This is a genomic window from Terriglobia bacterium (assembly GCA_020073205.1).
Classification (GTDB): domain Bacteria; phylum Acidobacteriota; class Polarisedimenticolia; order Polarisedimenticolales; family JAIQFR01; genus JAIQFR01.
The window spans coordinates 1-20,426 of sequence record JAIQFR010000040.1 but is presented as its reverse complement, the minus strand read 5'-3'; the positions used below and the strand labels follow the sequence as shown (position 1 = coordinate 20,426).

Sequence of the window (20,426 nt, the reverse complement as noted above, 5' to 3'; positions counted from 1 at the left end):
CCCATGCGAAGTGTTGGGGTGCGTCTCGCGTTTGCCCTGGTCGTCCTGTGCCTGGCGGCGCCTTCCGTTCCGGCCCGCGACCTCAGCTTCGAGCAGCGGGTCGCCGCCCAGGAGGCCATCGAGCGGGTCTATTACTCGCATCAAATCGGGGCCACGAAGCCGTTCGAGGAGGCGGTGCCGCGGGCGGTCCTCGAGGAGAAGGTCCGCAAGTACCTCAAGCAGAGCGTGGCGCTGGAGAGGTTCTGGAAGACGCCGGTCGGTGCGGAGATGCTCCGGGCCGAGATGGAGCGGCAGGCCAGAGGGACCCGAATGCCGGAGCGCCTGAGGGAGATCCACGCCGCGCTCGGAAACGACGGCTTTCTGATTCAAGAATGCCTCGCGCGGCCCGCTCTCGTGGAACGCCTGACGCAGAACTTTTTCGCGTTCGATCCGGTGCTTCACGCGGAAGAGCGGAGCGCCGCGGAGGCGCTTCATGCGCGCCTGGTGAGCGGCGAGCTCGACCCGGCATTGGATCATCCCTCGCGAACCGTCACTCGTTTCGTCCGCGCCGAACTCACGAGGGCTGGCGACGGCAGCGGGCCCGAGGGAAGTCCATCGCCGGATCCGGTACGAGCGATGGGGCCGGATCGCAGGCCTTTGTCGAGCGTCGAGTTCGAGCGCTGGCGAGCGCGGCTCGTCGAAGGGGGTCGCAGGATCGGGCCGTTGATCGAGGAGCGCGAGGGATACGTGATCCGCGTTCCTCTGGACGAGGCCGCCGGCGTGCTTCGCGTGGCGACCTTCTCCGTCGCCAAGAAATCTCGTGACGAGTGGTGGCTCGAGGTCAGAGATCGTCTAGATGAAAGAACCGGCCGTGCGGTCGCGACCGAGGGGGGGTCGCTTTCCGACTCGGCGTCGAGAGCGGGGAACCAAGACGGGCTGAGCGGCGTCGCAGGTCGGACCAGCGATGCGCAACATAGCGGTGCGTCGTTCGACCGTGCGGTGGGCTGCGTGCCCGACGACACCTGGGACAACGGCACCCTCGACGACGTGCCGGGACCTCGCCAGGCGCACACGGCGATCTGGACGGGCTCGGTGATGGTGGTCTGGGGCGGATACGGCGGCTCCGTCTCGCTGAATTCCGGGGGACGATACGATCCGGCAACCGATACGTGGGCTCCGATGTCGTCCGTGGGGGCGCCGTCCCCGCGCTATGGGCACACGGCCGTCTGGACGGGCAGCGTCATGGTGATCTGGGGTGGTTCCGCCGATTACGACTACCTCCGCACCGGCGGCCGATACGACCCGACCACGGACACCTGGACGGCAACGTCGGTGGGGGGAGCGCCCGCCGGGCGTGCGGGCCACACGGCGATCTGGACGGGAAAGTCGATGGTGGTCTGGGGTGGCGGGAGCGACGTGCCGATCAGCGCCGGCGGACGGTACGATCCGGCGACCGACGCTTGGTCAACGACATCGATGGCAGGAGTACCCTCCGGGCGGTGGGGACACACGGCGGTTTGGACGGGGAACGTGATGGTCGTTTGGGGCGGCTACTTCTACGACACATCGACCCACTACTTGAGCTCCGGCGCGCGGTACGATCCCGTGGCGGACAGGTGGGCCGCGACATCGAGCGCCGGTTCCCCCTCCGGGCGCCACGGTCACACCGCGATCTGGAGCGGGAGAGTCATGGTGGTGTGGGGCGGCGAGGGCGACTACGGCGACCTGCCGGACTCGGGAGGGCGCTACGATCCGACTACGGACACCTGGACGGCGACATCGACGGTGGGGGCGCCGAGCGTGCGTGCTCACCACGCTGCGGTCTGGACGGGCAGGGTGATGGTGGTGTGGGGTGGTGCCAGCCATGGCCTCCTGAATCCCGGCGGGCGATACGATCCAGCCAGGGACACCTGGACGGCGATGTCGGCGACGGGTGCGCCATCGGTGCGCATCGCAGGCAGCGCAATCTGGACGGGTGCGTTGATGGTGGTCTGGGGTGGCAGCACTGGCGTCGCCGGCTTCGTCAACACCGGTGGGCGGTACGATCCGGCGGCGGATGCTTGGACGCCGACGTCGACGGGGGACGGGCCCTCGGCGCGCGTAGATCACGCGGCACTTTGGACCGGAAGCGTGATGGTGGTCTGGGGCGGCATCGACGACGCAGGCGACGTGAACACCGGCGGTCGGTACGATCCAGTGACCGACAGCTGGGTCGCCACGTCGACCCTCCGGGCCCCGTCCCCGCGATCTGACTACACGGCGGTCTGGACGGGTAGCGTGATGATCGTCTGGGGTGGGGGAGTCTACGACCCCCACGACGGCTCCATGCTCTTCCTCACGACGGGTGGTCGTTACGATCCCGTCTCCGACACCTGGACGGAAACGTCGACCGCAGGCGCGCCCTCCGGCCGCATACGGCACTCCGCCGTCTGGACGGGTGTCGTGATGGTGGTCTGGGGCGGAGACGATACTCACCTCTCCATAAACTCCGGCGGGCGGTACGATCCGGCGACGGACACGTGGACGGCGACGTCCAGCACCGGTGGTCCCTCGGCTCGCAACAGTCACACCGCGATCTGGACGGGAAGCGAGATGCTGGTCTGGGGCGGTGACATCCTTTCGAACACCGGCGGAAGGTACGATCCGATCACCGACACCTGGGCCGCGATGTCGAGCGCGGGGGCACCGTCCAGACGCAGTGGGCATTCGGCGGTCTGGACGGGTCGGGTGATGTTGATCTGGGGGGGCGAATCCTACGACGACTCGGGACCCGTGAACACCGGCGGGCGGTACGATCCGGCGACGGACACTTGGACGGCGACGTCGATGGTGGGGGCGCCGACCCCGCGTTTCGGCAATTCGGCGGTCTGGACGGCGAGCGAGTTCGTCATCTGGGGCGGCTACGACGGCCGCCCCATGAACACCGGTGGGCGATACGATCCGGTCACGGACACGTGGGCGGCAACCTCGACGGTGGGGGCGCCCACCGCGCGTTATGTCCACACGGCGGTCTGGACAGGGGGCGTGATGGTGGTCTGGGGGGGGTTCGCCGACTACAACTGCATCGGCTCCGGCGGACGGTACGTCGGTCGCGCCGCTGACGCCGACACCGATGGGGATGGAGTGTCGGACTGCCTCGATAACTGCCCTGCGATCGCGAACATGGGCCAGGCGGACTTCGACGGCGATGGACTCGGCGACGTCTGCGAGACGGGTGTGGCGCTCGCCGACGCGAACAACTCGGGGCGGGTGGACGGCTTCGACCTGGGCATGCTCGGAATCGCGTTCGCCTCTCGCTGCGGAGAGGCTCGCTACGAGCCGAGGGTCGACCTGGACCGCAACTGCCGGATCGAGGGCGATGATCTGGCGATCATGGCGGCGGCATGGGCCAAGTCCGTGGCCGGCCCATGACATCGGCTCTCGGGTCGCGATCATGAGGAGGGAATTCAGGACGATGGTAATGTCGCGGAGCTTGACGCGAAGGCTGGGACGTCTGTGCATTGTCCTGTGTCTCGCCGCTGCGATCGGCTGCGGAGGAGGGGGCGGCGGCGCGGTGACGTCGGGCTTGACGGCCTCCTTCACCGGTAGCGGGACGTCGGTCGCGCCCGATCACGTCAGGCTCCGGCCGGGTTCGGGGAGCGGCGACCGTGTGACCGTCGAGGTGGCGATCGGGGGCCAGACCACCAGCACGGACCTCTACTACTTCGCCTTCGACCTGGTGCTCGGCGATTCGTCGGTCGCGGAGTACGTGAGCGGGACGGCGGTCTTCGGCGACGCTCTGACGCTGAGCGGGAGCCAGACGGGCAGCGCGCAGGGCGCACAAAACGGAAACCGCGTGGTGGTCGGCGTCACCAAGCTCGGCGGCGGCTCGGGGAACGGCGTGACGGCCACCGAGGCGATCGTCGTTTGCCTGACGTTCCGCGTGAAAAAGGCGGGCACGACGACGCTGGCCATTGCCGGTTCCACGAGCCCACAGAATCCGACAGGCGACCCCGCCGCCGTCGATTCGCACGGTGGGGTCGTTCAGACGGTCCATTTCGATACTGCATCCGCGGTGATCTCGGCGCAGTAGACGGCGATCTGTCGTCTGCGATCCCTCGTGGGCTCCGAATTCGGCGCCAGCCGAAGGCTTTTCGCTTGACTCGCGGGTCCGTGGCCCGTACTTAGCACTCCTGCACGCATTCGGGGGGCTCCCATGCGAAGAGTTGGTGTGTGTCTCGCGCTCGCCCTGGTCGCCTTGTGCCTGGCGGCGCCATCCGTCCTGGCCCGCGACCTCAGCTTCGAGCAGCGGGTCGCGGCGGAGGAGGCCATCGAGCGGGTGTACTACTCGCATCAGATCGGGGCCACGAAGCCGTTCGAGGCGGCGGTGCCGCGGGCGGTCCTCGAGGAGAAGGTCCGCAAGTACCTCAAGCAGAGCGTCGCGCTCGAGAGGTACTGGAAGACGCCGGTGACGGCCGAGATGCTCCGCCGGGAGATGGAGCGGGAAGCTCGCGGGACGCGGATGCCGGAGCGGCTACAGGAACTCTATACCGCGCTCGGTAACGACGCGTTCCTGATCCAGGAATGCCTCGCACGTCCCGGGCTCGTGGAACGCCTGACCCAGAACTTCTTCGCCTTCGATCAGGGTCTTCACGCCGAGGAGCGGAACGCCGCGGAGGCGCTTCACGCGGGGCTCGTAAGCAGGGAGATCGACCCCGCCCTGAACCACCCCGCGCGGACGGTCACGGCGTTCGTCCGAGGCGACCTCCCGAGAGGAGATGGCGGCGGCGGGCGCGAGGGCGGTCAATCGCCGATCCCGGATCTGTCAACGGGCTCGCGTCGCAGGCAAGTTCCGGGGGCCGAGCTCGACGGCTTGCGCGCGCAGCTCGAGAACGCGGGCGACAGGATCGGGCCGTTAGTCGAGGAGCGCGAAGGGTATGCAATTCGTGTTCTGCTCGACGAGACACCCGGCGAGCTTCGCGTAGCGAACTTCACCGTCCCCAAGAAGTCCCGGGATGACTGGTGGCTCGAGGTGAGAGATCACCTCGACGAGGGGGACGTTCGTGCCGTCGCGATCGGGGCGGTACTGGCTCCCGAGGCGGCGTCGAGCCTGGAAATAGAGGGCGGGACCGGCAGTGAGGTCTCGTCTCAGCTTCGCGATGCGCAGCGGCGTATCGCTCGGGTCAGCCGCATCGCGCAGTGCGTCCCCGAGGATGCGTGGGACAACGGGACTCTCGACGACTTGCCGGATCCCCGTGAACACCACACCGCGGTCTGGACGGGAAGCGTGATGGTGGTCTGGGGCGGCGAGAGTAGCAGCGTCCCCGTGAATTCCGGCGGAAGGTACGATCCTGCCACGGACACCTGGACGCTCACGTCGACTGCGGGCGCTCCTTCGGCGCGTTCCCAGCACCTCGCGGTTTGGACGGGCAACTTGATGGTGATCTGGGGTGGCTACGATGGCGACGCCACCGTCGACACCGGCGGCCGGTACGATCCGATCACGGACACCTGGACGGCGACGTCGATTGTGGCGGCGCCAGCTCCAAGCTATGGGCAAACTGCGGTCTGGACGGGGAGCGTCATGGTGGTTTGGGGCGGCGGGAGCGACTACGGTCCGCTGAATACCGGAGGGCGGTACGACCCGGCCGCCGACATCTGGACCGCGACATCGACCGTGGGGTCGCCGTCCGGGCGGTATGGTCACACTGCGATCTGGACGGGGAGCGTGATGGTGGTCTGGGGCGGGCAGAGCAACTCCGGCTGCCTCATCGACGGTGGGCGGTACGATCCAACCACGGACACCTGGAGCGCGACTTCTACCGCGGGAGCCCCGTCCCTGGTGTGCTGGGGGCACACTGCGGTCTGGACGGGGAGCGTGATGCTGGTCTGGGGCAGCGGTTACAACTCCACCCCGGGCGGAAGATACGACCCTGTTAGGGACACGTGGACGGCCATGTCAACCGTGGGTGCACCGGCCGCCGGTCGGTACTACCACACGGCAGTCTGGACCGGGAACGTGATGGTGGTCTGGGGCGGATACGATTATTCCGTCTCGCTGAACTCCGGCGGGCGGTATGACCCCGTCAAGGACACTTGGGCGCTCACGACGACTGCTGGGGCTCCTTCAGCGCGTTGGTTGCACACGGCGGTCTGGACGGGGCGTGTGATGGTCGTCTGGGGGGGCGTCGATCTCGACAATCAGAACGGCCACGCCCACTACTTCAACACCGGTGCACGGTACGATCCAGTTGGCAACAGGTGGACGACGACGTCGACCGCGGGCGCTCCCTCCGCGCGCCGTGATCATACCGCGGTCTGGACCGGAAGCGTGATGGTGGCGTGGGGTGGCAATGACGGCTCCGCCTCCTTGAACACTGGCGTCCGATACGATCCCGCCATCGATACCTGGACCACGACGTCGACGACCCGGGCACCTTCCTCACGATACGGACACGCGGCGGTGTGGACGGGAAGCGAGATGCTGGTTTGGGGCGGCTTGCACTTGGGCAATTCGTCGAATTACGAGAACACCGGTGGGCGGTACGATCCGACCTCGGATGCTTGGACGCCGACGTCGCCCATCGGCGCCCCCCCCGGGCGCACCGATTTCTCGGCGGTCTGGGCGGGAACATCGATGATCGTTTGGGGCGGATGGCGGGGAAGCTACCTCGGAACCGGCGGGCGATACGATCCCGCCACGGACATTTGGAAGCCGACGTCGTCGTTGAACGCGCCCGCGGCGCGCGCCGCCCACACGGCGGTGTGGGCTGGGCATCTGATGCTCGTGTGGGGAGGAATGTCCGCCTCGACCGCCGGCGGACGGTACGACCCTGCCACGGATACCTGGACCGCGATGTCGATCGTCGGCGCGCCCGCCGTCCGCCCCTACCACACTGCGGTTTGGACGGGAAGTTCCATGCTGATATGGGGCGGACGTCCCGGCTACACCGACTCTCAAGGGACCAGCACGGGTGGGCGATACGATCCGGTGATGGACGCCTGGACGCCGACGTCGATCGCGGATGCACCATCGGAACGCTGGGGGCACACGGCCGTGTGGACAGGAAGCGTGATGGTAGTTTGGGGGGGCCAGTTTTACTCCAATGGTTCATATTGGGTCGTGAACACGGGCGGTCGGTACGATCCGGCCACGGACACCTGGGCCGCGACCTCGACCGCGGGTGCCGCATCGGCGCGCTGTGCGCATACGGCGGCTTGGACGGGGAGTGCGATGGTGGTCTGGGGCGGGAGCAACGGCGGCGCACTAGGTTCCGGTGGGAGGTACCTGAGTGGGGGTGAAACCGCCCCGATTGCCGACGCTGGACCAGACCTCAACCTCGAATGCACTGACATTGAGCAGGCCGCGGTCACCCTCGACGGCTCCGGCAGCACCGACTGCGACTCCACCCCCGGCACCCACGACGACATCGCGAGCTTCGACTGGTCGGAGGGCGGGACGCCTCTCGGGAGCGGGGAGATCCTCACGGTCCCGTTCCCCCTCGGAACGCATCACGTGACGCTCACCGCCACCGACCGAACGGGGGCGACGGGTACCGACGACGTGGTCATCACGGTGCAGGACTCAACCCCGCCGATGATCACGTGCGCGGCCCCGATCACGATCGAGTGCCAGGCCAATCTCCAATCGTGGGTGATCATGCCTCTCGCGGCCGCGATCGACGTGTGCCAGCCCGGCGGTTTGGTGATCACGAACTCTCACACGCCCAACGGTGCGGACGCGTCGGCGACCTATCCCCTCGGCTCAACCAGCGTCACCTTCACCGCCACCGACGGCTCGGGGAACTCGGCGAGCTGCGTCACCTTCGTCACCGTGGTCGACACGACGCCTCCGCTCGTGACGGTCGACGCGTCACCGCCTGTTCTGTGGCCGCCGAATCACAAGATGCGGACCGTTCATGACGCCGTCACCGTCCTCGACGCCTGCGATCCTTCGCCACGTCTCGTTCTCCAATCGATCGTCTCCAGCGAGCCGGACGACGCTCCCGGCGAGGGGGACGGAAGCACGACCGACGACGTCCAGGACGCGGCGATCGGAACGGCCGACCTCGACGTCCTCCTTCGCGCGGAGCGGGACGGAAGCGGCCCCGGGCGCACCTACGCCATCGAGTACCGGGCCGTCGACGCCTCGGGGAACGTCGGGACGGGAAGGGCCACGGTCTCAGTCCCGCACGATCAGGGTGCTGCATCGAGGCCCGTCGGCACCGAGGTGGGCAAGCCGGCGACGACGCGCGGGAGGTGAGCCTTGAGGCCGAGGGCGCTGGCGATCGTCCTGGCGCTCGCCGCGGCCACCGCCGCGGATGCGAGGCTCCCCGCCGAGGGGTGCATCCACCTGCTCCGGGAGGCGCGAATCGCGCGGATGATGGGCGCGGATGCGCAGGAGCTCGAGATTCTCCGCAAGGCGGAGCGCGAGTACCCGGCCGAAGCGCTCCCCGTGATGGCCCTGATCGAGCGGGTCGAGAGGCCGGGCGCAACGCCCGAGGAGCGGGAGCGGTTCCTCAAGACTCTCGAGGAGCGCATCAGGAACGTCGATGCGTCCGTCCCGTCCCTGGTGATCGGACAGCTCGTCGAGAACCCGGCGTCGTCCCGCGATGAGCTGGTGGAGATGCGCGCCGCCGTGGACGCGCGGCTCGCCAAGGCGCCGGGGGACGCGGTGCTCCTCGAGGCGTCGGCGAGGCTCGCCGAAAGAACCGGCGACCCCGCCGCCGCGCTCGCGGCCCTCGTCCGGCTCTCGGCCGCGGCTCCGGCGGTCGACGTCGAGGGGTGGAAGCTCGATCTCGCGACGGCCCTGGGCCGGTGGCAGGAAGCCGTCGAGATCGCCCGCGGGATGGCGTCGCGCGATCCCGCCGCGGCGGAGCCCCGCGTCGCGGCGGGACGGGCGCTCGTCGAGCTCGGCCGGCTCGAGGAGGCGACGAAGGAGATCGCGCCGCTGCTCGGCGACGCCGCGAGGCGCGCCACGGCCGTCCGCGAGGTGATGGTCCCCCTGGCGTGGCGGCTCTGGGACGAGGGGAAGGAGCGGGAGTCGGAGGACGCGTTCCACGCGGCGGTGGAGGCGGACCCCGATAACCGCGGGGTCAGGTTCACGCTGGAGACGCTCTTCGCGAGCGCCGAGGAGCGACGTGCGGCGCGCGGGCCCAGGCCGGCGCGGCTCGCCGGAGCGGACGAGGCGGGGAGCCTGTTCAACCGCGGGACCGAGCGGCTCATGGCGGGCGACGCCGCGGCGGCGTTCGAGCAGCTCCAGGCTGCGGTCAAGGCGGCGCCGGATTTCGAGGCGGCCTGGTTCAACCTCGGCGTGTCCGCTTGGAAGCTGGGTCGGTGGGAGCAGGCGCGGCGAGCGTTCTCCGAAGCCGCTTCCCTCAAGGGCGATCGAGCGGCGTCGTTCTTCTACCTCGGCGCTTCCCTCGCCCGGCTCGCGCGCTGCCCCGAGGCCGTGCCGGCGCTCCTGCGCGCGGTGGCGCTCGACGCCGGCCTGCGCGACGCGCACGGCTTTCTCTCGGAGTGCTACCGGGCGATGGGGCGAACCACCGACGCGGACGCGGAGGCTCGACGGGCCCGGGCGTCGAGGTGAGCGGGGGCGCCTGACCGTCAGAAGCTCTTGACGTACGCCTGGAACTCCGCCGCGAAGTCGGCCACCGGCCGCCCATACACGGTGACGAACGACTCGCCCGCCTCGAAGCCCTCCGCGAGGTAGAGGACGAAGCGGGGAAACGCGTCGCCGGCCCACTCGGGCCTGCCATGGCGCAGGAAGTGGACGAAGAGCCAAGCCTCGGAATAGTACAGCGCGGCGCCTTCGCCGTAGAACTCCTTGCTCCCTGCCGCAACGAGCGCCGGAAGCGAGGGAGCCTTTCCCGTGCGGATCGCCTTCTTGAGCTCGCCGGCGTCGAGGGTCGCGAGGCTCTGCCCGCGCCAGGTGACGTAGGCGTTACGGTACGTCGTCCGCTTGGAGTGGCTTCCCGGAACCACGCGACCGTTCTTGATGTCCGAGTTGGCGACGTACTCGGCCAGCCCCTCGTCGAGCCAGAGCGGGAGCGTGACCCCGGGACGCAGGACGTGCGCCTCGAGGAAGGCGTGCACCCCCTCGTGTAGCAGCACGTGGGTCAGGACCTCGTTCGCCCCCAGCTCGGCGTGGAACGCCAGGAGTCCCACCGGGTGGTAGAACCCCTCGCTCCCGCCGGGGGCGTGGCTCTCCTGGGCGAGGTCCCTGTACGCGGCCTGGGTCGAGAAGACGTACACGAGGATCCGCCCTTGGGTGGGTTGCGGCGGGACCTGCGACGCGAGCAGACCGTTCGTGGCGCCGAAGCTGGCCTCGAGGTTGTGCGCGATCCTGGAGGCGATGTCCTCTCCCGGCACGTCGGTGGCCACCTCGAAGCGGTCGGTGGTCGCGCGGGAGCGATGCAGGGTGGAGAGGCGCCGGTCGGCGAAGCCGGCGAGCTTGTCCCGCAGCTCGGTCCGCTGGGGCATCGAGAGCGAGAGGACGTAGCGCCAGAGCGACTTCTCCCCGGCGTCCAGCTCCGAAACGTCCGGGACGGATCGGGACCGCGAGGGCGGTCCGAGCCCGCCGGGGGCCGGCGGGCGGAACCGCACCTGGCGCTCCACCGTGCTCTCGACGCGCCGTCCGTCCCGGAGAGCCGGCGCGAATCGCCAGCGGAGGATCGAGTCTCGGGCCGCCTGCACGAACGCCGCGTCGTACGGCGACGAGGGGTCCACCCGAACGACCTCGACCGCACAAGGTTTCCCGCGGTCATCGAGATGGATGACCACCGAGGCCGTCGGATCGACGCCGGCTGCGGCGGCGCCAGCGGGAGCCCACGGCGACTCCTCGAGGAGCGGCACCGGCGGATCGGTGGGGGACGGGGGCGTCGCACCGGCCACGGGGACGAGGCCGAGCGGCAGGACTCCCGCGAGGACGACGATCGCGCGCAGGCCGAGCATTCGCCCATCGTAGCGCATTCATGCAACGCGACGTGGAGAGGGGCAAGCCATCCCCACGCTCCGATCCGAGGAGGAACGTCCCGCTACACGGGCTGCTTCTTCCAGATCTTGCCTTCCTTCTTCCAGGTGTACCGCTCCAGCCCGTCCTTCTTGTGGACCGTCACCTCGGTCGCCTCCAGGTGGTCCTTGTCCGGGCCGGTCATGAAGACGTCGAGATCGTACATGTGGCCGTCGGAGTTCTTGAGGTCGGCGCACGCGAAGTAGGTGTCCTTGGCGGTCATCGCCAGCTTGTCCTTGTGGACCTTGTCGAGGGTCAGGTGAAGGGTGGTCTTCCCCTCCTTGTCCTCGACCGTCCAGGTGCCGCCGCCCTTCGCCATCTCCCCCTTGATGTAGGCCTCGACTGCCGTGCCGAGATCCTCCTTGGCGATGGCGTGGACCTCGGCCTTGGGGTGCTCGGCCGACTGCGGGTGCTCCATCGGGTGCTCCTGGGCGAGGGAGCCCGCCGCGAACGACAGGCCGAGCACGACGAGCACGATCCCGAGAGGAACTCTTGCGCTCATTCCGGACCTCCTGTTCATTGCGAGTCCCGAGGTCGAATCGGCACCGGGCCGCGCGATGCGCGGCCCGGCGCCGACGGGTGCGGAGATCGCTCCTTGCCTAGGTCGCGCTCGCCTCCATCTTGGTCGGGGCGAGCCACATCTTGCCGTCCTTCTTGGTCACGGTCCCGGTGATCGTCACCGGCTTCTGGCCCTCGCAGTTGTGGCCGAACTTCTCGAGCACGGCGTTCTTGACGAGCCAGTACTGGCCGCCTTTGTCGCCGGTCACCACGAGCACGTCGTTGCATTCCTTCGCGCCTTCGAGCTTCAGGGTGCACTTCGCGCAGGCCACGTTCCCGCTCAGGGTCACCGTCTTCGCTTCGTCGCCCGCCAGGGCGAGCGCACCGAAGCACAAGACCAGAGCAAGCATCAAGGCCGTTCTGCCGAACGTCTTCATGAAACCTCCTTCTCCCGGCCGATGGGCGCTTCCCCCCGTCTCGGCGGGTCGGGGGCATTGTAGACCTGCGCACCCCGCCCGACGAACGGGAGCCCCCGTCGGGGGTGGAGGCTCACAGTGCGGCTTGCTTGCGCAGCGACCGGATCCGAGGCGCCCGGCTCTTGGGGCTGTCGAGGCTGAAAGACCGCGCGTCGCCCAGCTGGGAGCGAACGTAGTCCTCCGTGCGCCGAACGGCATCTTCGAGGCCCCGGTCCCGGTCGCCGAACGCGAGCCACGCGATCGATTCCTCGTCGGGGTCGTACTCCCAGAGGCCGGCGAGGCGGCCGCGATCCACGATGGCGTGGCTGGGAAGATCGGAAAGGCCTCCCAGCGGCTCGAGTCCCTTCTCTCCGAAGACCTTGCGCGCGGCGTCCTCGGGCGCGAGCAGTCCCCTGAAGTCCCGGCGGAGCAGGAAGAGACCGTCCAGACTGCTCACCAGGGCGTACTGCGGCCGCTTCGGGACCTTGAACGATCGGAACTCGTCGACGTCCGCCGGGAGCAGCAGCCGATCACCGCCGGTGTCGATCGGAACGAGGTCGAGGGATGCCGCCGCGGCCTTCGCCGCGCTCACGCCGAGCCCCGAGAACCACTGGAACTCGGCGAGCGTGGCCGGACCGATCCAGCCGAAGAACTTCCGCGCCAGCTCCGTGCGCGCTCCGTCAGCGGTGAGACGGGAATCCCGGAGCGGATTGGGACGCCAGACGGCGTAGCGGTACCTCTGCTGATCGAGACGGCCGTCGGTCGGCACGCGCCTTATCGCCCCCAGGGATTGGAGCCGTCCGAGAGCCAGGGGCAGGGTGGTGGTCAGTCCCTTCTTCTTCCCCTCGGGCCCGAGGCTCCGGGCGGCATCTCCCGTCGCGACGCGGATCTCCTCGGGGGTCTTGGGGCCGCCCCCGAGCGACTTCAGCACCGCCGCGGACAGCTTGTCGATCTCTTCTTCGGTGACGCCGAGCTTCCGGGCCGACCGCATGTCCGATTCGTTCGCGAAGCCCCGGCCCACCGTGAGGGCGAGGGCGAAATCCGACGCGGGAACCACGTACGTGCAGCCGCGCGCGCTGGGAAGCTCGTGAATCTCGAGGGCGGCCACGGCCGCGTCGACGGCCTGCCGGTCGAGAACTGCGCGCGCGAACAGGGTCAGGTAGGGCCCGACGCCGCCCACGGATCGCGCCCACCCGGTCCGCGCCAGCACGTCGCCTGCCGATCGCTCCGCGAGCGAGCCGTCCAGGCCCTGCCGGCGCCACCACCACGCTCGCAGCTTCTCGTCGTGCATCGCTCGGGCTCCATCGCGGTGGCGGGGGAGAGGGCACACAGCCCCGTTGAGGGCGCCGATCGCCCCTCGCTCGACTCCCCGAGTTCCGACTTCGAGACCGGCGGGCTCAGTCCCCCGCGACGCAGGTGAGCGTCTCCTTGCAGGCGCAGGTACAGAGCGGCGAGGTGCTCGACGAGGTGAAGCACCCTCCGGGCTTCCGTCCCCTCTCGAGCTCCTCGACCTCGAGCAGGAGGCCGAGCGTCTTCCGTGTCTCGTTCATGGGCTCTCCTCCGGCGTCCGCGGCGCTTCGTCGCCGATTCTCGGCCGCGGCGGCCGATCACACTTACGGCGAAAGCCGGTCGACGTCAAATGCCGCCGCCTCACGCTCTCCGTGCCAGCACGGTCAAGCGCTCGTCCGCTTCGGGCTCGTCCGAGGTCCCCCACAATCGCTCGATCTCGGCGAAGCCCGCCCGCTTCAGTCGCTCGAAGATGGCGGCGACGGGCTGGCCCCATTCGGTGATGGTCTCGGAGACCCGCTCGAACAAACCGGGGCGGTCGGCGGGGACGAACGAGGTGAGCTTCAGGGTCGAGCGCCGCGTGGGGGGCTCCCAGATGATCCCCAGGATCAGCGTGGCGTTCTCGCGGTCGTGGATCGTGTAGGAGTCGAGGTGCTCGAGGCCGTGGCACGTCATGGCATCGAAGAAGAGGTAGCCGCCGGGCGCGAGGTGCAGGGCGAGCCGGCCGAGAACCCGCTCCCACTCGTCCAGGGTCTCGAGGTGGTTGAGGACGTCGGCCACGCTCGTGATCGCGTCGAAGGTCTCGCCGAGGTCGAGCTCCGCGAGGTCGCCTTGGACCCAGCGGACCGCCTTCCGGTCGTCCTTGGCCCGTGCCACCTCGAGGAGCGCTTCCGACAGGTCGACCCCGGTGACCGTGTACCCCGCCTTCGAGAGCGCGATGGCGAGCGAGCCCGTGCCGCACCCTGCGTCGAGGATTCTCGATCCCGCGAGACCGCGCTCGGTCAGGAGCGTCTGCAGGCGCTTCCCGTAGGTGAACGCGTACCAGTCCATCCGCTGGAGATCGTAGTGGCGGGCGATCCCCCGGTAAGCATCGTGACGGTCGCTCATCGGCACCTCATCGCACGCGGGGGAGGCCGTCCTCCGATGCGTGCTCGTACCTCCGATGCATGAAGAAGCGGAGGAGCGCCTCCGCCTCTCCCGCGATCCCGAGACGGTTGCAGTGCATGTGGGAGTAGGACCAGGCGAGGCTCTCGAGATCCTTCGGGATCCGCCCCGCACCGTGAGCCTCGAGGAGCCGGTCCACGATCGCTCGCGCCGCATCCGCCCAGGCCGCGGCGATCCGGGCGGGCTCGGCGCCGCCGTAGGCCGACTCGGCGTCTCCGGAGCGCGCGGCGCCGAGGAGCTCCTCGAGGCCGGGCTCGAGCTGCCGGTATCGGTCGTCGAGCAGGCGGATCTCGTCGTCCTTCCACTCTCCCTGCTTAAGGGCCCAGGCATAGGCGAACCGGTAGAACGACACGCGGGCCTCGCGGTCGAACCGCAGGAGGTCGAGGAGGCGCTCCGTGAGGAGCAGGCTGATCTCCCGTCGGGTGGCGGCGAAGGTTCCCTCGCGCTCCGCCCCAAGCAGGGCGAGGGCGGCGCGCGAGTCTTCCTCGAAGATCCTCCCCGCGAGGTCCAGGCCTTCCTCGCCTCCGTACCGCTCGACCTCGGGCTCGTATTCGGGGAACCGGCAGCCGATCACGATGCCGTTTTGGCGAAACTCCCGGGCCCGGCGCTCCACGAGTTCCCAGACGGCGTCCCCCGTCGGGTACGTCCCGTCCTGGACGAACACGAGAGCCTCCCGCCGGAAGCGCGCGAAGAAGACCGGCCCGGGCGGCGGCGAGCCGGACCGGATCTCGACGAGGAGGGGAGCCACGAGCTCGAGGAGCGCCTCGTCGAGGCGCCCCGCGGCGGTCTCGATGCGGGCGTAGCGATGGGGGGACGAAGTCATGCGGAGGGGGCTCGAGCGCCGTTCGCGCTCCAAGCCGGAGCGGGGCCGCGGCGGGGCCGCGGCCCCGTGCCGACCGCGACTATTCCTCCGGGATCTCCGGTGCGAACACGGGACAGGTGCACAGCGGCGAGGTGGAGGACGACCCGGAGCACCCTCCGGGCTTCCGGCCCCTCTCCAGCTCCTCGACCTCGAGGTCGAGCCCGATCCTCTTCTTGGACTGGTTCATGCTTCCTCCTCCGCGCCGCGCCGGGGGGCGCCCCCGCGCGTGCGTGCGAAGCTATCCATGTACACCGCGGGGTCACCCCTGTCAATTCCGATCGCACCCTCAGACGATCGTCTCCTCCGAGTGCAGCCGGTGCATGAAGAACCTCAGGATCGCCTCGGCCCTCACGTCGACGGCGAGGCGGTTGCAGTGCATGTGGGCGAGCGACCAGGCGAGGTCAACGAGGTCCTGCCGCAGCCTGCCGGCGGCGTGGGCCGAGAGGATCTCGTCCACGACCGGTCCCGACGCCTCGAGACATTCGCGCGCGATGCACGCGGGGACGACCCCGCCGTACGCTCCCTCGGGATCCGCCGCCGGCGCGCCGCCGAAGAGCGCCAGCAGTCCTTCCCTGAGGTCCCGGTAGCGGTCCTCGAGCAGGACGAGATCCTCGGCGGCGAAGGTCCCGTCGTCGAGGGCCCAGGAGTAACCCCGGCGGTAGAATTCCGCGCGGCGCTCGCGGTCGAAGCGCATCAGGTCGAGGAACCGCTCGACGAAGACGAGGCTGTACTCGCGGCGGGTCTTCCCCATCTGTCCCCGCTCCTCCGCCTCGATCAGGTCCAGGACCGCCAGGGAGTCGCGGAGGAAGAACGCCTCGCAGAGCCGCATGCCTTCCTCGCCGCCGTACCGCTCGTACTCGCGCTGGTACATGCCGAACTCCCAGGAATCGACGAGGCCTCGCTCGCGAAGGGCCGGCAGCCGCCCTGCGACCAGCTCGTGGACGGTCCCGTCGATCCAGGTCGGTCGGCCGAGGATCCGGAAGCGGAGCTGCCAGTCCGGCTCGTTGTAGCGGACGAAGAACAGCGAGTCCAACTCGGGGCTCCGCCGCACCTCACGCACCACGGGGATGACGAGGTCGTGGATCACGCGCTCGTGGTGCTCTCGCCGAGCGTGCAGCAGCGTGTAGTGGCAGCGCTCGGCTTTCAACGGAGGGCTCCTTCCCGGTCAGGCCGTGACGATGCGCTCCTCCTCGTGGAGGCGATGCATGAAGTAGCGGAGGATCGCCTCGGCGTCGGCCTCGATCTGCAGACGGTTCGCGTGCATGTGGGCGAGGGACCAGGCGAGGTCGGCGGCGCCCTTCCGGATCGTCCCCGCGCCGAGCCCGCCGAGCAGATCGCCCACCAGCGGGCGGAGGGCTTCGATGCAGCTTTCGGCGGCCGCGGCCGCCGCGACACCCCCCCACAGGAAGGCCGGATCGCGACCCGGCTCGGAGCGGAGGAGCTCGAGCAGCCCATCTTTGATCGACCGATAGTGCCGCTCCAGCGCGTCCCGCTCGCCGGGCCCCCACCGTCCCAGCTCGATCTCGAAGGAGTACCCGTGGTGATAGAACGCGATCCGGCGGTCGCGGTCGAACCGCAGCAGGTCGAGGAGCCTCTCGGTCATCAGGAGACAGTACTCCCGCCGCGACCTCGCCGCCTCTCCCCGCGACTCCACCTCGATGCGCGCGAGGCAGGCGAGGGTGTCGTGGTGGAAGATCCGCTCCGCGAGGCGGGCGCCCTCCACGCCGCCGAAGCGCGCCTCCTCTCGCTCGTACGCGGCGAACTCGTGTCCGGACAGGCGCCGGGTGGCCTCGAGCGCGGCAAGCCGGCGCTCCACGAGGACGGGGAGGGGGCCGCGAACCCACTCGGGGTCTCCGACCACCGAGACGCGGAGGTGCCAGTCGGGCTCGTTGTGGCGCCCGAAGAACAGCGCGCGAAGGCGCGGGTCCGAGGCGAACTCGAGGGCGAGCGGCGTGACGAAGTCGCGGACCAAGGCCTCGTGCTCTTCTCTCGGGGCATGGAGCAGGGTGGAGAGGCCGTCGCGCGTCGTCATCGGCTCGCTCGCTTCGGGCGCCCCACTCTAATCCAACCCGCTCGTCTTCGCATCGTCCCCCCCGGCCGAGATCCGGGGAAGGCTCGAGCAGCGGATAATTCCCACCCGATTCCTTGCCAATGAGGACCGGCCCGGCAGCTTTCCCCTTGACTCGGATGCAAGGACCGGGTTACTAAGTGCCTGCAGACTGCGTTGAGCGGGCGGCCAAGAGGACAGGACGGTTCGGGGGCTCCATTCCGGGGGGGACCGTCCGCGGGGCTCGGCGCGTCGAGCACGGAGGAGGTGGGTTGCTCATGGACCGCAGCGAAGCGATCGAGAAGGCCAAGGCGCACTTCGGGAAGGTCGTCGCGGAGCAGCTCGACCGGGTCGAGCGAATGAAGTCGGCGCTCGACTGGGTGGACTACGCGGCCATGAAGCCGATCGTCATCGGCGTCCTCGGTGGCGACGGGATCGGTCCCTTCATCGCCGAGGAATCGCGCCGAGTGCTGGCGTTCGTGCTCCGGGAGCAGGTCGCGTCGGGGAAGGTGGTGCTGCGGGACATCGAGGGGCTGACCATCGAGCGGAGGGCCGCCGAAGGCCAGGCGATCCCCGCCGCCGTGCTCGCCGAGATCGAGAAGTGCCCGGTCTTGCTCAAGGGACCGACGACCACGCCGCGGAAGGGCGACCCGTGGCCCAACGTGGAGAGCGCGAACGTGGCCATGCGGCGCAGCCTGGACCTCTTCGCCAACGTCCGCCCGGTCCGGGTGCCGAAGGAGGGGATCGACTGGATCTTCTTCCGCGAGAACACCGAGGGGGCCTACGTTCTCGGCTCCAAGGGGATCAACGTCACCGAGGACCTCGCGTTCGACTTCACGGTGGCGACGACCCAGGGAAGCGAGCGGCTGATCCGCCTGGCGTTCGAGCACGCCCACCGGAACGGCATCCCGAGGCTGACCCTGGTGAGCAAGGCCAACGTCGTGAAGACCACCGACGGGAAGTTCCTCGAGATCGGCTACCGTGTGGCGAAGGAGTACCCTCGGATCGAGGTCGACGACTGGTACATCGACATCATGACGGCCAAGCTCGTGGACCCGAAGCGCCGCAGCCAGTTCCGGGTCGTGGTGCTGCCGAACCTCTACGGCGACATCCTCACCGACGAGGCCGCCGAGTTCCAGGGGGGCGTCGGCACCGCGGGCTCCGCCAACATCGGAAAGCGCTACGCCATGTTCGAGGCGATCCACGGCTCGGCCCCGCGCATGGTTCAGGAAGGCCGGGCCAAGTACGCGGATCCGTCCAGCATGGTGCGGGCGGCGGCGTTCCTCGTCGGCCACATCGGATTTCCGCAGCAGGCACGGCGCCTCGAGATGGCCCTCGACATCTGCGGGCAGTACGAGCGGAGGCTCGAGATCACCGGGCGGCCCACGGGCGTCACCGGGCGGGAGTTCTGCGATTACATCCTGGAGACGCTGCAGTCCGCCGATCTCGAGGAGAGGTGGACGCATTACCGGTAACGAAGGCTCGCGGCCGCCCGAGGAGGCGGGAGTCCCCGCCACGCGGCACGGCTCCGGCCCGATCGGGCAAGGGAGGTATCCATGGAGGTCACGATGACGCGTCTGGAGGAGAAGCTCAGGGAGAAGATTCCGGTTTGGCGCGACAGGATCAAGAGCCTGGCGAAGGAGCACGGCTCGAAGGTCATCTCGGAGGTGACCGTCGAGCAGTGCTACGGCGGCATGCGGGGCGTCAAGGGAATGGTCTGCGACACCTCCGACGTCCCGCCGGACAAGGGCCTCATCATCCGCGGAACGCCGGTCAAGGATCTCGCAGGACGGCTCCCCGAGGAGGTCCTCTACCTGCTCCTCACCGGGGAGCTGCCGGATGCGGTGGCTCTCAAGGACCTGCAGGCGGACCTCAACGCGCGCGCGGGGGTCCCGACGTACGTCTGGAAGGTGCTGGAGGCGATGCCGGCCGACTCGCACCCGATGTGCATGTTCGACACGGCGGTCCTCGTCATGGAGCGGGAGAGCATCTTCCGCAAGCGGTACGACGAGGGGATGAAGAAGGACGTCTACTGGGAGGCGGCGCTCGAGGACACCCTGACGCTGCTGTCCCGGCTGCCGGAGGTCGCGGCGGGAGTGTACCGGCTCCGCTACAAGAAGGGCGCGCGCATCCCGCACAACGGAAAGCTCGACTGGGGCGCCGACTACGCCGCGATGCTCGGCCTCCCCGACCCGAAGGGGGAGTTCGCCGAGCTGATGAAGCTGTACCTCGTGCTCCACTCGGACCACGAGGGGGGCAACGTCTCGGCGTTCACCACGCATACGGTGGGTAGCGCGCTCTCGGATGCCTACTACGCGTTCTCCGCCGGGATGAACGGGCTCGCGGGACCCCTCCACGGTCTCGCCAACCAGGAGTGCCTGAAGTGGGTGCTCGACGTTCAGAAGAAGTTCGGCGGCGTGCCGACCCACGAGCAGCTCAAGAACTTCGCGCAGGAAACGCTGAATTCCGGGAGGGTGGTGCCGGGTTACGGCCACGCCGTGCTGCGGATCACCGATCCGCGGTTCGACGCGTTCCGCGCGTTCGGGAAGAAGTACCTGTCGAGCGATCCGGTGTTCCAGATCGTGGACCGGGTCTTCGAGATCGTCCCGGACGTGCTGAAGCAGGTTCAGAAGATCAAGGATCCGTGGCCCAACGTGGACGCGGGCAGCGGCGCGCTCCTCTTCCACTACGGCATGAAGGAATTCGACTACTACACCGTGCTGTTCGCCGTGTCCCGAGCGATGGGGGTCCTGTCCCAGATCGTCATCAATCGTGCGATGGGATCGCCGATCGTCCGGCCGAAGTCCGTGACCACCGACTGGATCGAGAAGACGGTCAAGGCGTAGGAAGCGCATCGGCGCTCGCGAAGGGGGCGGGCCCAGGCCCGCCCCCTTCCCGCCGCGGCGGGAGGAGGATCAACATGGTGTCGAAGATCGGCGTCGTCGGGGGCGGCAACATCGGCGGAGTCCTGGTCCAGGAGATCGTTCGCAGGAGGCTGGCACGCTCCGTGGGCCTCGTGGACGTCGCACCGCCCGACCTGGCCAAGGGAAAATGCCTCGACATCGCGGAGGGGACCCCGATCCTGCACACGGAGGTCAAGCTCTCCGGAGGAAGGGACTACGACGTGCTGGCGGGGTCGGAGAT

Annotated in this window: 17 protein-coding genes; 7 read left to right on the top strand and 10 right to left on the bottom strand. The window is 69.1% G+C overall.

All coding sequences use genetic code 11. The features are described from left to right. The first annotated feature begins 3 nt into the window (after positions 1-3). The 4 genes from LAO51_10235 (at position 4) to LAO51_10220 (ending at position 9,547) form a co-directional block, all read left to right on the top strand. Positions 4-3,390 carry a thrombospondin type 3 repeat-containing protein gene (locus LAO51_10235; protein ID MBZ5639115.1) on the top strand — a complete coding sequence of 1,129 codons (3,387 nt, stop codon included), beginning with the start codon at positions 4-6 and terminating at the stop codon, positions 3,388-3,390. Between the two features lie 142 nt (positions 3,391-3,532). Next, complete coding sequence (locus LAO51_10230; GenBank protein ID MBZ5639114.1) at positions 3,533-4,051, top strand: hypothetical protein; 519 nt, start codon at positions 3,533-3,535, stop codon at positions 4,049-4,051. Positions 4,052-4,174: 123 nt separating this feature from the next. Continuing rightward, the gene (locus LAO51_10225; protein ID MBZ5639113.1) at positions 4,175-8,221 is read left to right on the top strand and encodes an HYR domain-containing protein; all 4,047 of its coding nucleotides are present in this window, start codon (positions 4,175-4,177) and stop codon (positions 8,219-8,221) included. 3 nt (positions 8,222-8,224) lie between these two features. Beyond that, entirely contained in the window at positions 8,225-9,547 is a 1,323-nt protein-coding gene (locus tag LAO51_10220) for a tetratricopeptide repeat protein (protein MBZ5639112.1), read from the top strand. A gap of 17 nt (positions 9,548-9,564) precedes the next feature. Here the strand turns inward: LAO51_10220 and LAO51_10215 are convergent, their stop codons facing one another. From LAO51_10215 to LAO51_10170, 10 genes are all read right to left on the bottom strand, one after another. Beyond that, entirely contained in the window at positions 9,565-10,911 is a 1,347-nt protein-coding gene (locus tag LAO51_10215) for an energy transducer TonB (GenBank protein ID MBZ5639111.1), read from the bottom strand. An 83-nt stretch (positions 10,912-10,994) separates the two neighbouring features. Beyond that, entirely contained in the window at positions 10,995-11,471 is a 477-nt protein-coding gene (locus tag LAO51_10210) for a hypothetical protein (protein MBZ5639110.1), read from the bottom strand. Positions 11,472-11,568: 97 nt separating this feature from the next. Beyond that, a complete protein-coding gene (locus LAO51_10205; GenBank protein MBZ5639109.1) occupies positions 11,569-11,904 on the bottom strand; it encodes a hypothetical protein in 336 nt (111 codons plus the stop codon). A gap of 112 nt (positions 11,905-12,016) precedes the next feature. Beyond that, positions 12,017-13,213 carry a winged helix DNA-binding domain-containing protein gene (locus LAO51_10200; GenBank protein MBZ5639108.1) on the bottom strand — a complete coding sequence of 399 codons (1,197 nt, stop codon included), beginning with the start codon at positions 13,211-13,213 and terminating at the stop codon, positions 12,017-12,019. Positions 13,214-13,319: 106 nt separating this feature from the next. Further along, complete coding sequence (locus LAO51_10195; GenBank protein MBZ5639107.1) at positions 13,320-13,472, bottom strand: hypothetical protein; 153 nt, start codon at positions 13,470-13,472, stop codon at positions 13,320-13,322. 100 nt (positions 13,473-13,572) lie between these two features. Continuing rightward, positions 13,573-14,316, bottom strand: coding sequence for a class I SAM-dependent methyltransferase (locus tag LAO51_10190; protein MBZ5639106.1), 744 nt, complete (start codon positions 14,314-14,316; stop codon positions 13,573-13,575). A gap of 7 nt (positions 14,317-14,323) precedes the next feature. Beyond that, positions 14,324-15,196: a thiopeptide-type bacteriocin biosynthesis protein gene (locus tag LAO51_10185; GenBank protein MBZ5639105.1), complete on the bottom strand. Its 873-nt coding sequence runs from the start codon at positions 15,194-15,196 to the stop codon at positions 14,324-14,326. A gap of 79 nt (positions 15,197-15,275) precedes the next feature. Further along, complete coding sequence (locus tag LAO51_10180; GenBank protein MBZ5639104.1) at positions 15,276-15,422, bottom strand: hypothetical protein; 147 nt, start codon at positions 15,420-15,422, stop codon at positions 15,276-15,278. Between the two features lie 99 nt (positions 15,423-15,521). Beyond that, positions 15,522-16,382, bottom strand: coding sequence for a thiopeptide-type bacteriocin biosynthesis protein (locus tag LAO51_10175; protein ID MBZ5639103.1), 861 nt, complete (start codon positions 16,380-16,382; stop codon positions 15,522-15,524). Positions 16,383-16,400: 18 nt separating this feature from the next. Further along, positions 16,401-17,267 (bottom strand): thiopeptide-type bacteriocin biosynthesis protein, encoded by an 867-nt coding sequence (locus LAO51_10170; GenBank protein ID MBZ5639102.1) that lies wholly within the window; start codon positions 17,265-17,267, stop codon positions 16,401-16,403. A 293-nt stretch (positions 17,268-17,560) separates the two neighbouring features. Here LAO51_10170 and LAO51_10165 point away from each other — a divergent pair, with 293 nt between their 5' ends. The 3 genes from LAO51_10165 to LAO51_10155 all read left to right on the top strand — a co-directional run. Further along, positions 17,561-18,757: an isocitrate/isopropylmalate dehydrogenase family protein gene (locus LAO51_10165; GenBank protein MBZ5639101.1), complete on the top strand. Its 1,197-nt coding sequence runs from the start codon at positions 17,561-17,563 to the stop codon at positions 18,755-18,757. 93 nt (positions 18,758-18,850) lie between these two features. After that, positions 18,851-20,128 (top strand): citrate (Si)-synthase, encoded by a 1,278-nt coding sequence (locus LAO51_10160; GenBank protein ID MBZ5639100.1) that lies wholly within the window; start codon positions 18,851-18,853, stop codon positions 20,126-20,128. Positions 20,129-20,202: 74 nt separating this feature from the next. Next, the coding region (locus LAO51_10155) for a malate dehydrogenase (protein MBZ5639099.1) at positions 20,203-20,426 on the top strand (224 nt) is incomplete at its 3' end.

Excerpts from the sequence above, each read along its gene's own strand:
- LAO51_10185 (MBZ5639105.1), bottom strand. The coding sequence starts at position 15,196 with ATGACTTCGTCCCCCCATCGCTACGCCCGCATCGAGACCGCCGCGGGG.
- LAO51_10200 (MBZ5639108.1), bottom strand. The coding sequence starts at position 13,213 with ATGCACGACGAGAAGCTGCGAGCGTGGTGGTGGCGCCGGCAGGGCCTG.
- LAO51_10210 (MBZ5639110.1), bottom strand. The coding sequence starts at position 11,471 with ATGAGCGCAAGAGTTCCTCTCGGGATCGTGCTCGTCGTGCTCGGCCTG.
- LAO51_10235 (MBZ5639115.1), top strand. The coding sequence starts at position 4 with ATGCGAAGTGTTGGGGTGCGTCTCGCGTTTGCCCTGGTCGTCCTGTGC.
- LAO51_10205 (MBZ5639109.1), bottom strand. The coding sequence starts at position 11,904 with ATGAAGACGTTCGGCAGAACGGCCTTGATGCTTGCTCTGGTCTTGTGC.
- LAO51_10215 (MBZ5639111.1), bottom strand. The coding sequence starts at position 10,911 with ATGCTCGGCCTGCGCGCGATCGTCGTCCTCGCGGGAGTCCTGCCGCTC.
- LAO51_10170 (MBZ5639102.1), bottom strand. The coding sequence starts at position 17,267 with ATGACGACGCGCGACGGCCTCTCCACCCTGCTCCATGCCCCGAGAGAA.
- LAO51_10180 (MBZ5639104.1), bottom strand. The coding sequence starts at position 15,422 with ATGAACCAGTCCAAGAAGAGGATCGGGCTCGACCTCGAGGTCGAGGAG.
- LAO51_10225 (MBZ5639113.1), top strand. The coding sequence starts at position 4,175 with ATGCGAAGAGTTGGTGTGTGTCTCGCGCTCGCCCTGGTCGCCTTGTGC.
- LAO51_10195 (MBZ5639107.1), bottom strand. The coding sequence starts at position 13,472 with ATGAACGAGACACGGAAGACGCTCGGCCTCCTGCTCGAGGTCGAGGAG.
- LAO51_10165 (MBZ5639101.1), top strand. The coding sequence starts at position 17,561 with ATGGACCGCAGCGAAGCGATCGAGAAGGCCAAGGCGCACTTCGGGAAG.
- LAO51_10190 (MBZ5639106.1), bottom strand. The coding sequence starts at position 14,316 with ATGAGCGACCGTCACGATGCTTACCGGGGGATCGCCCGCCACTACGAT.
- LAO51_10160 (MBZ5639100.1), top strand. The coding sequence starts at position 18,851 with ATGACGCGTCTGGAGGAGAAGCTCAGGGAGAAGATTCCGGTTTGGCGC.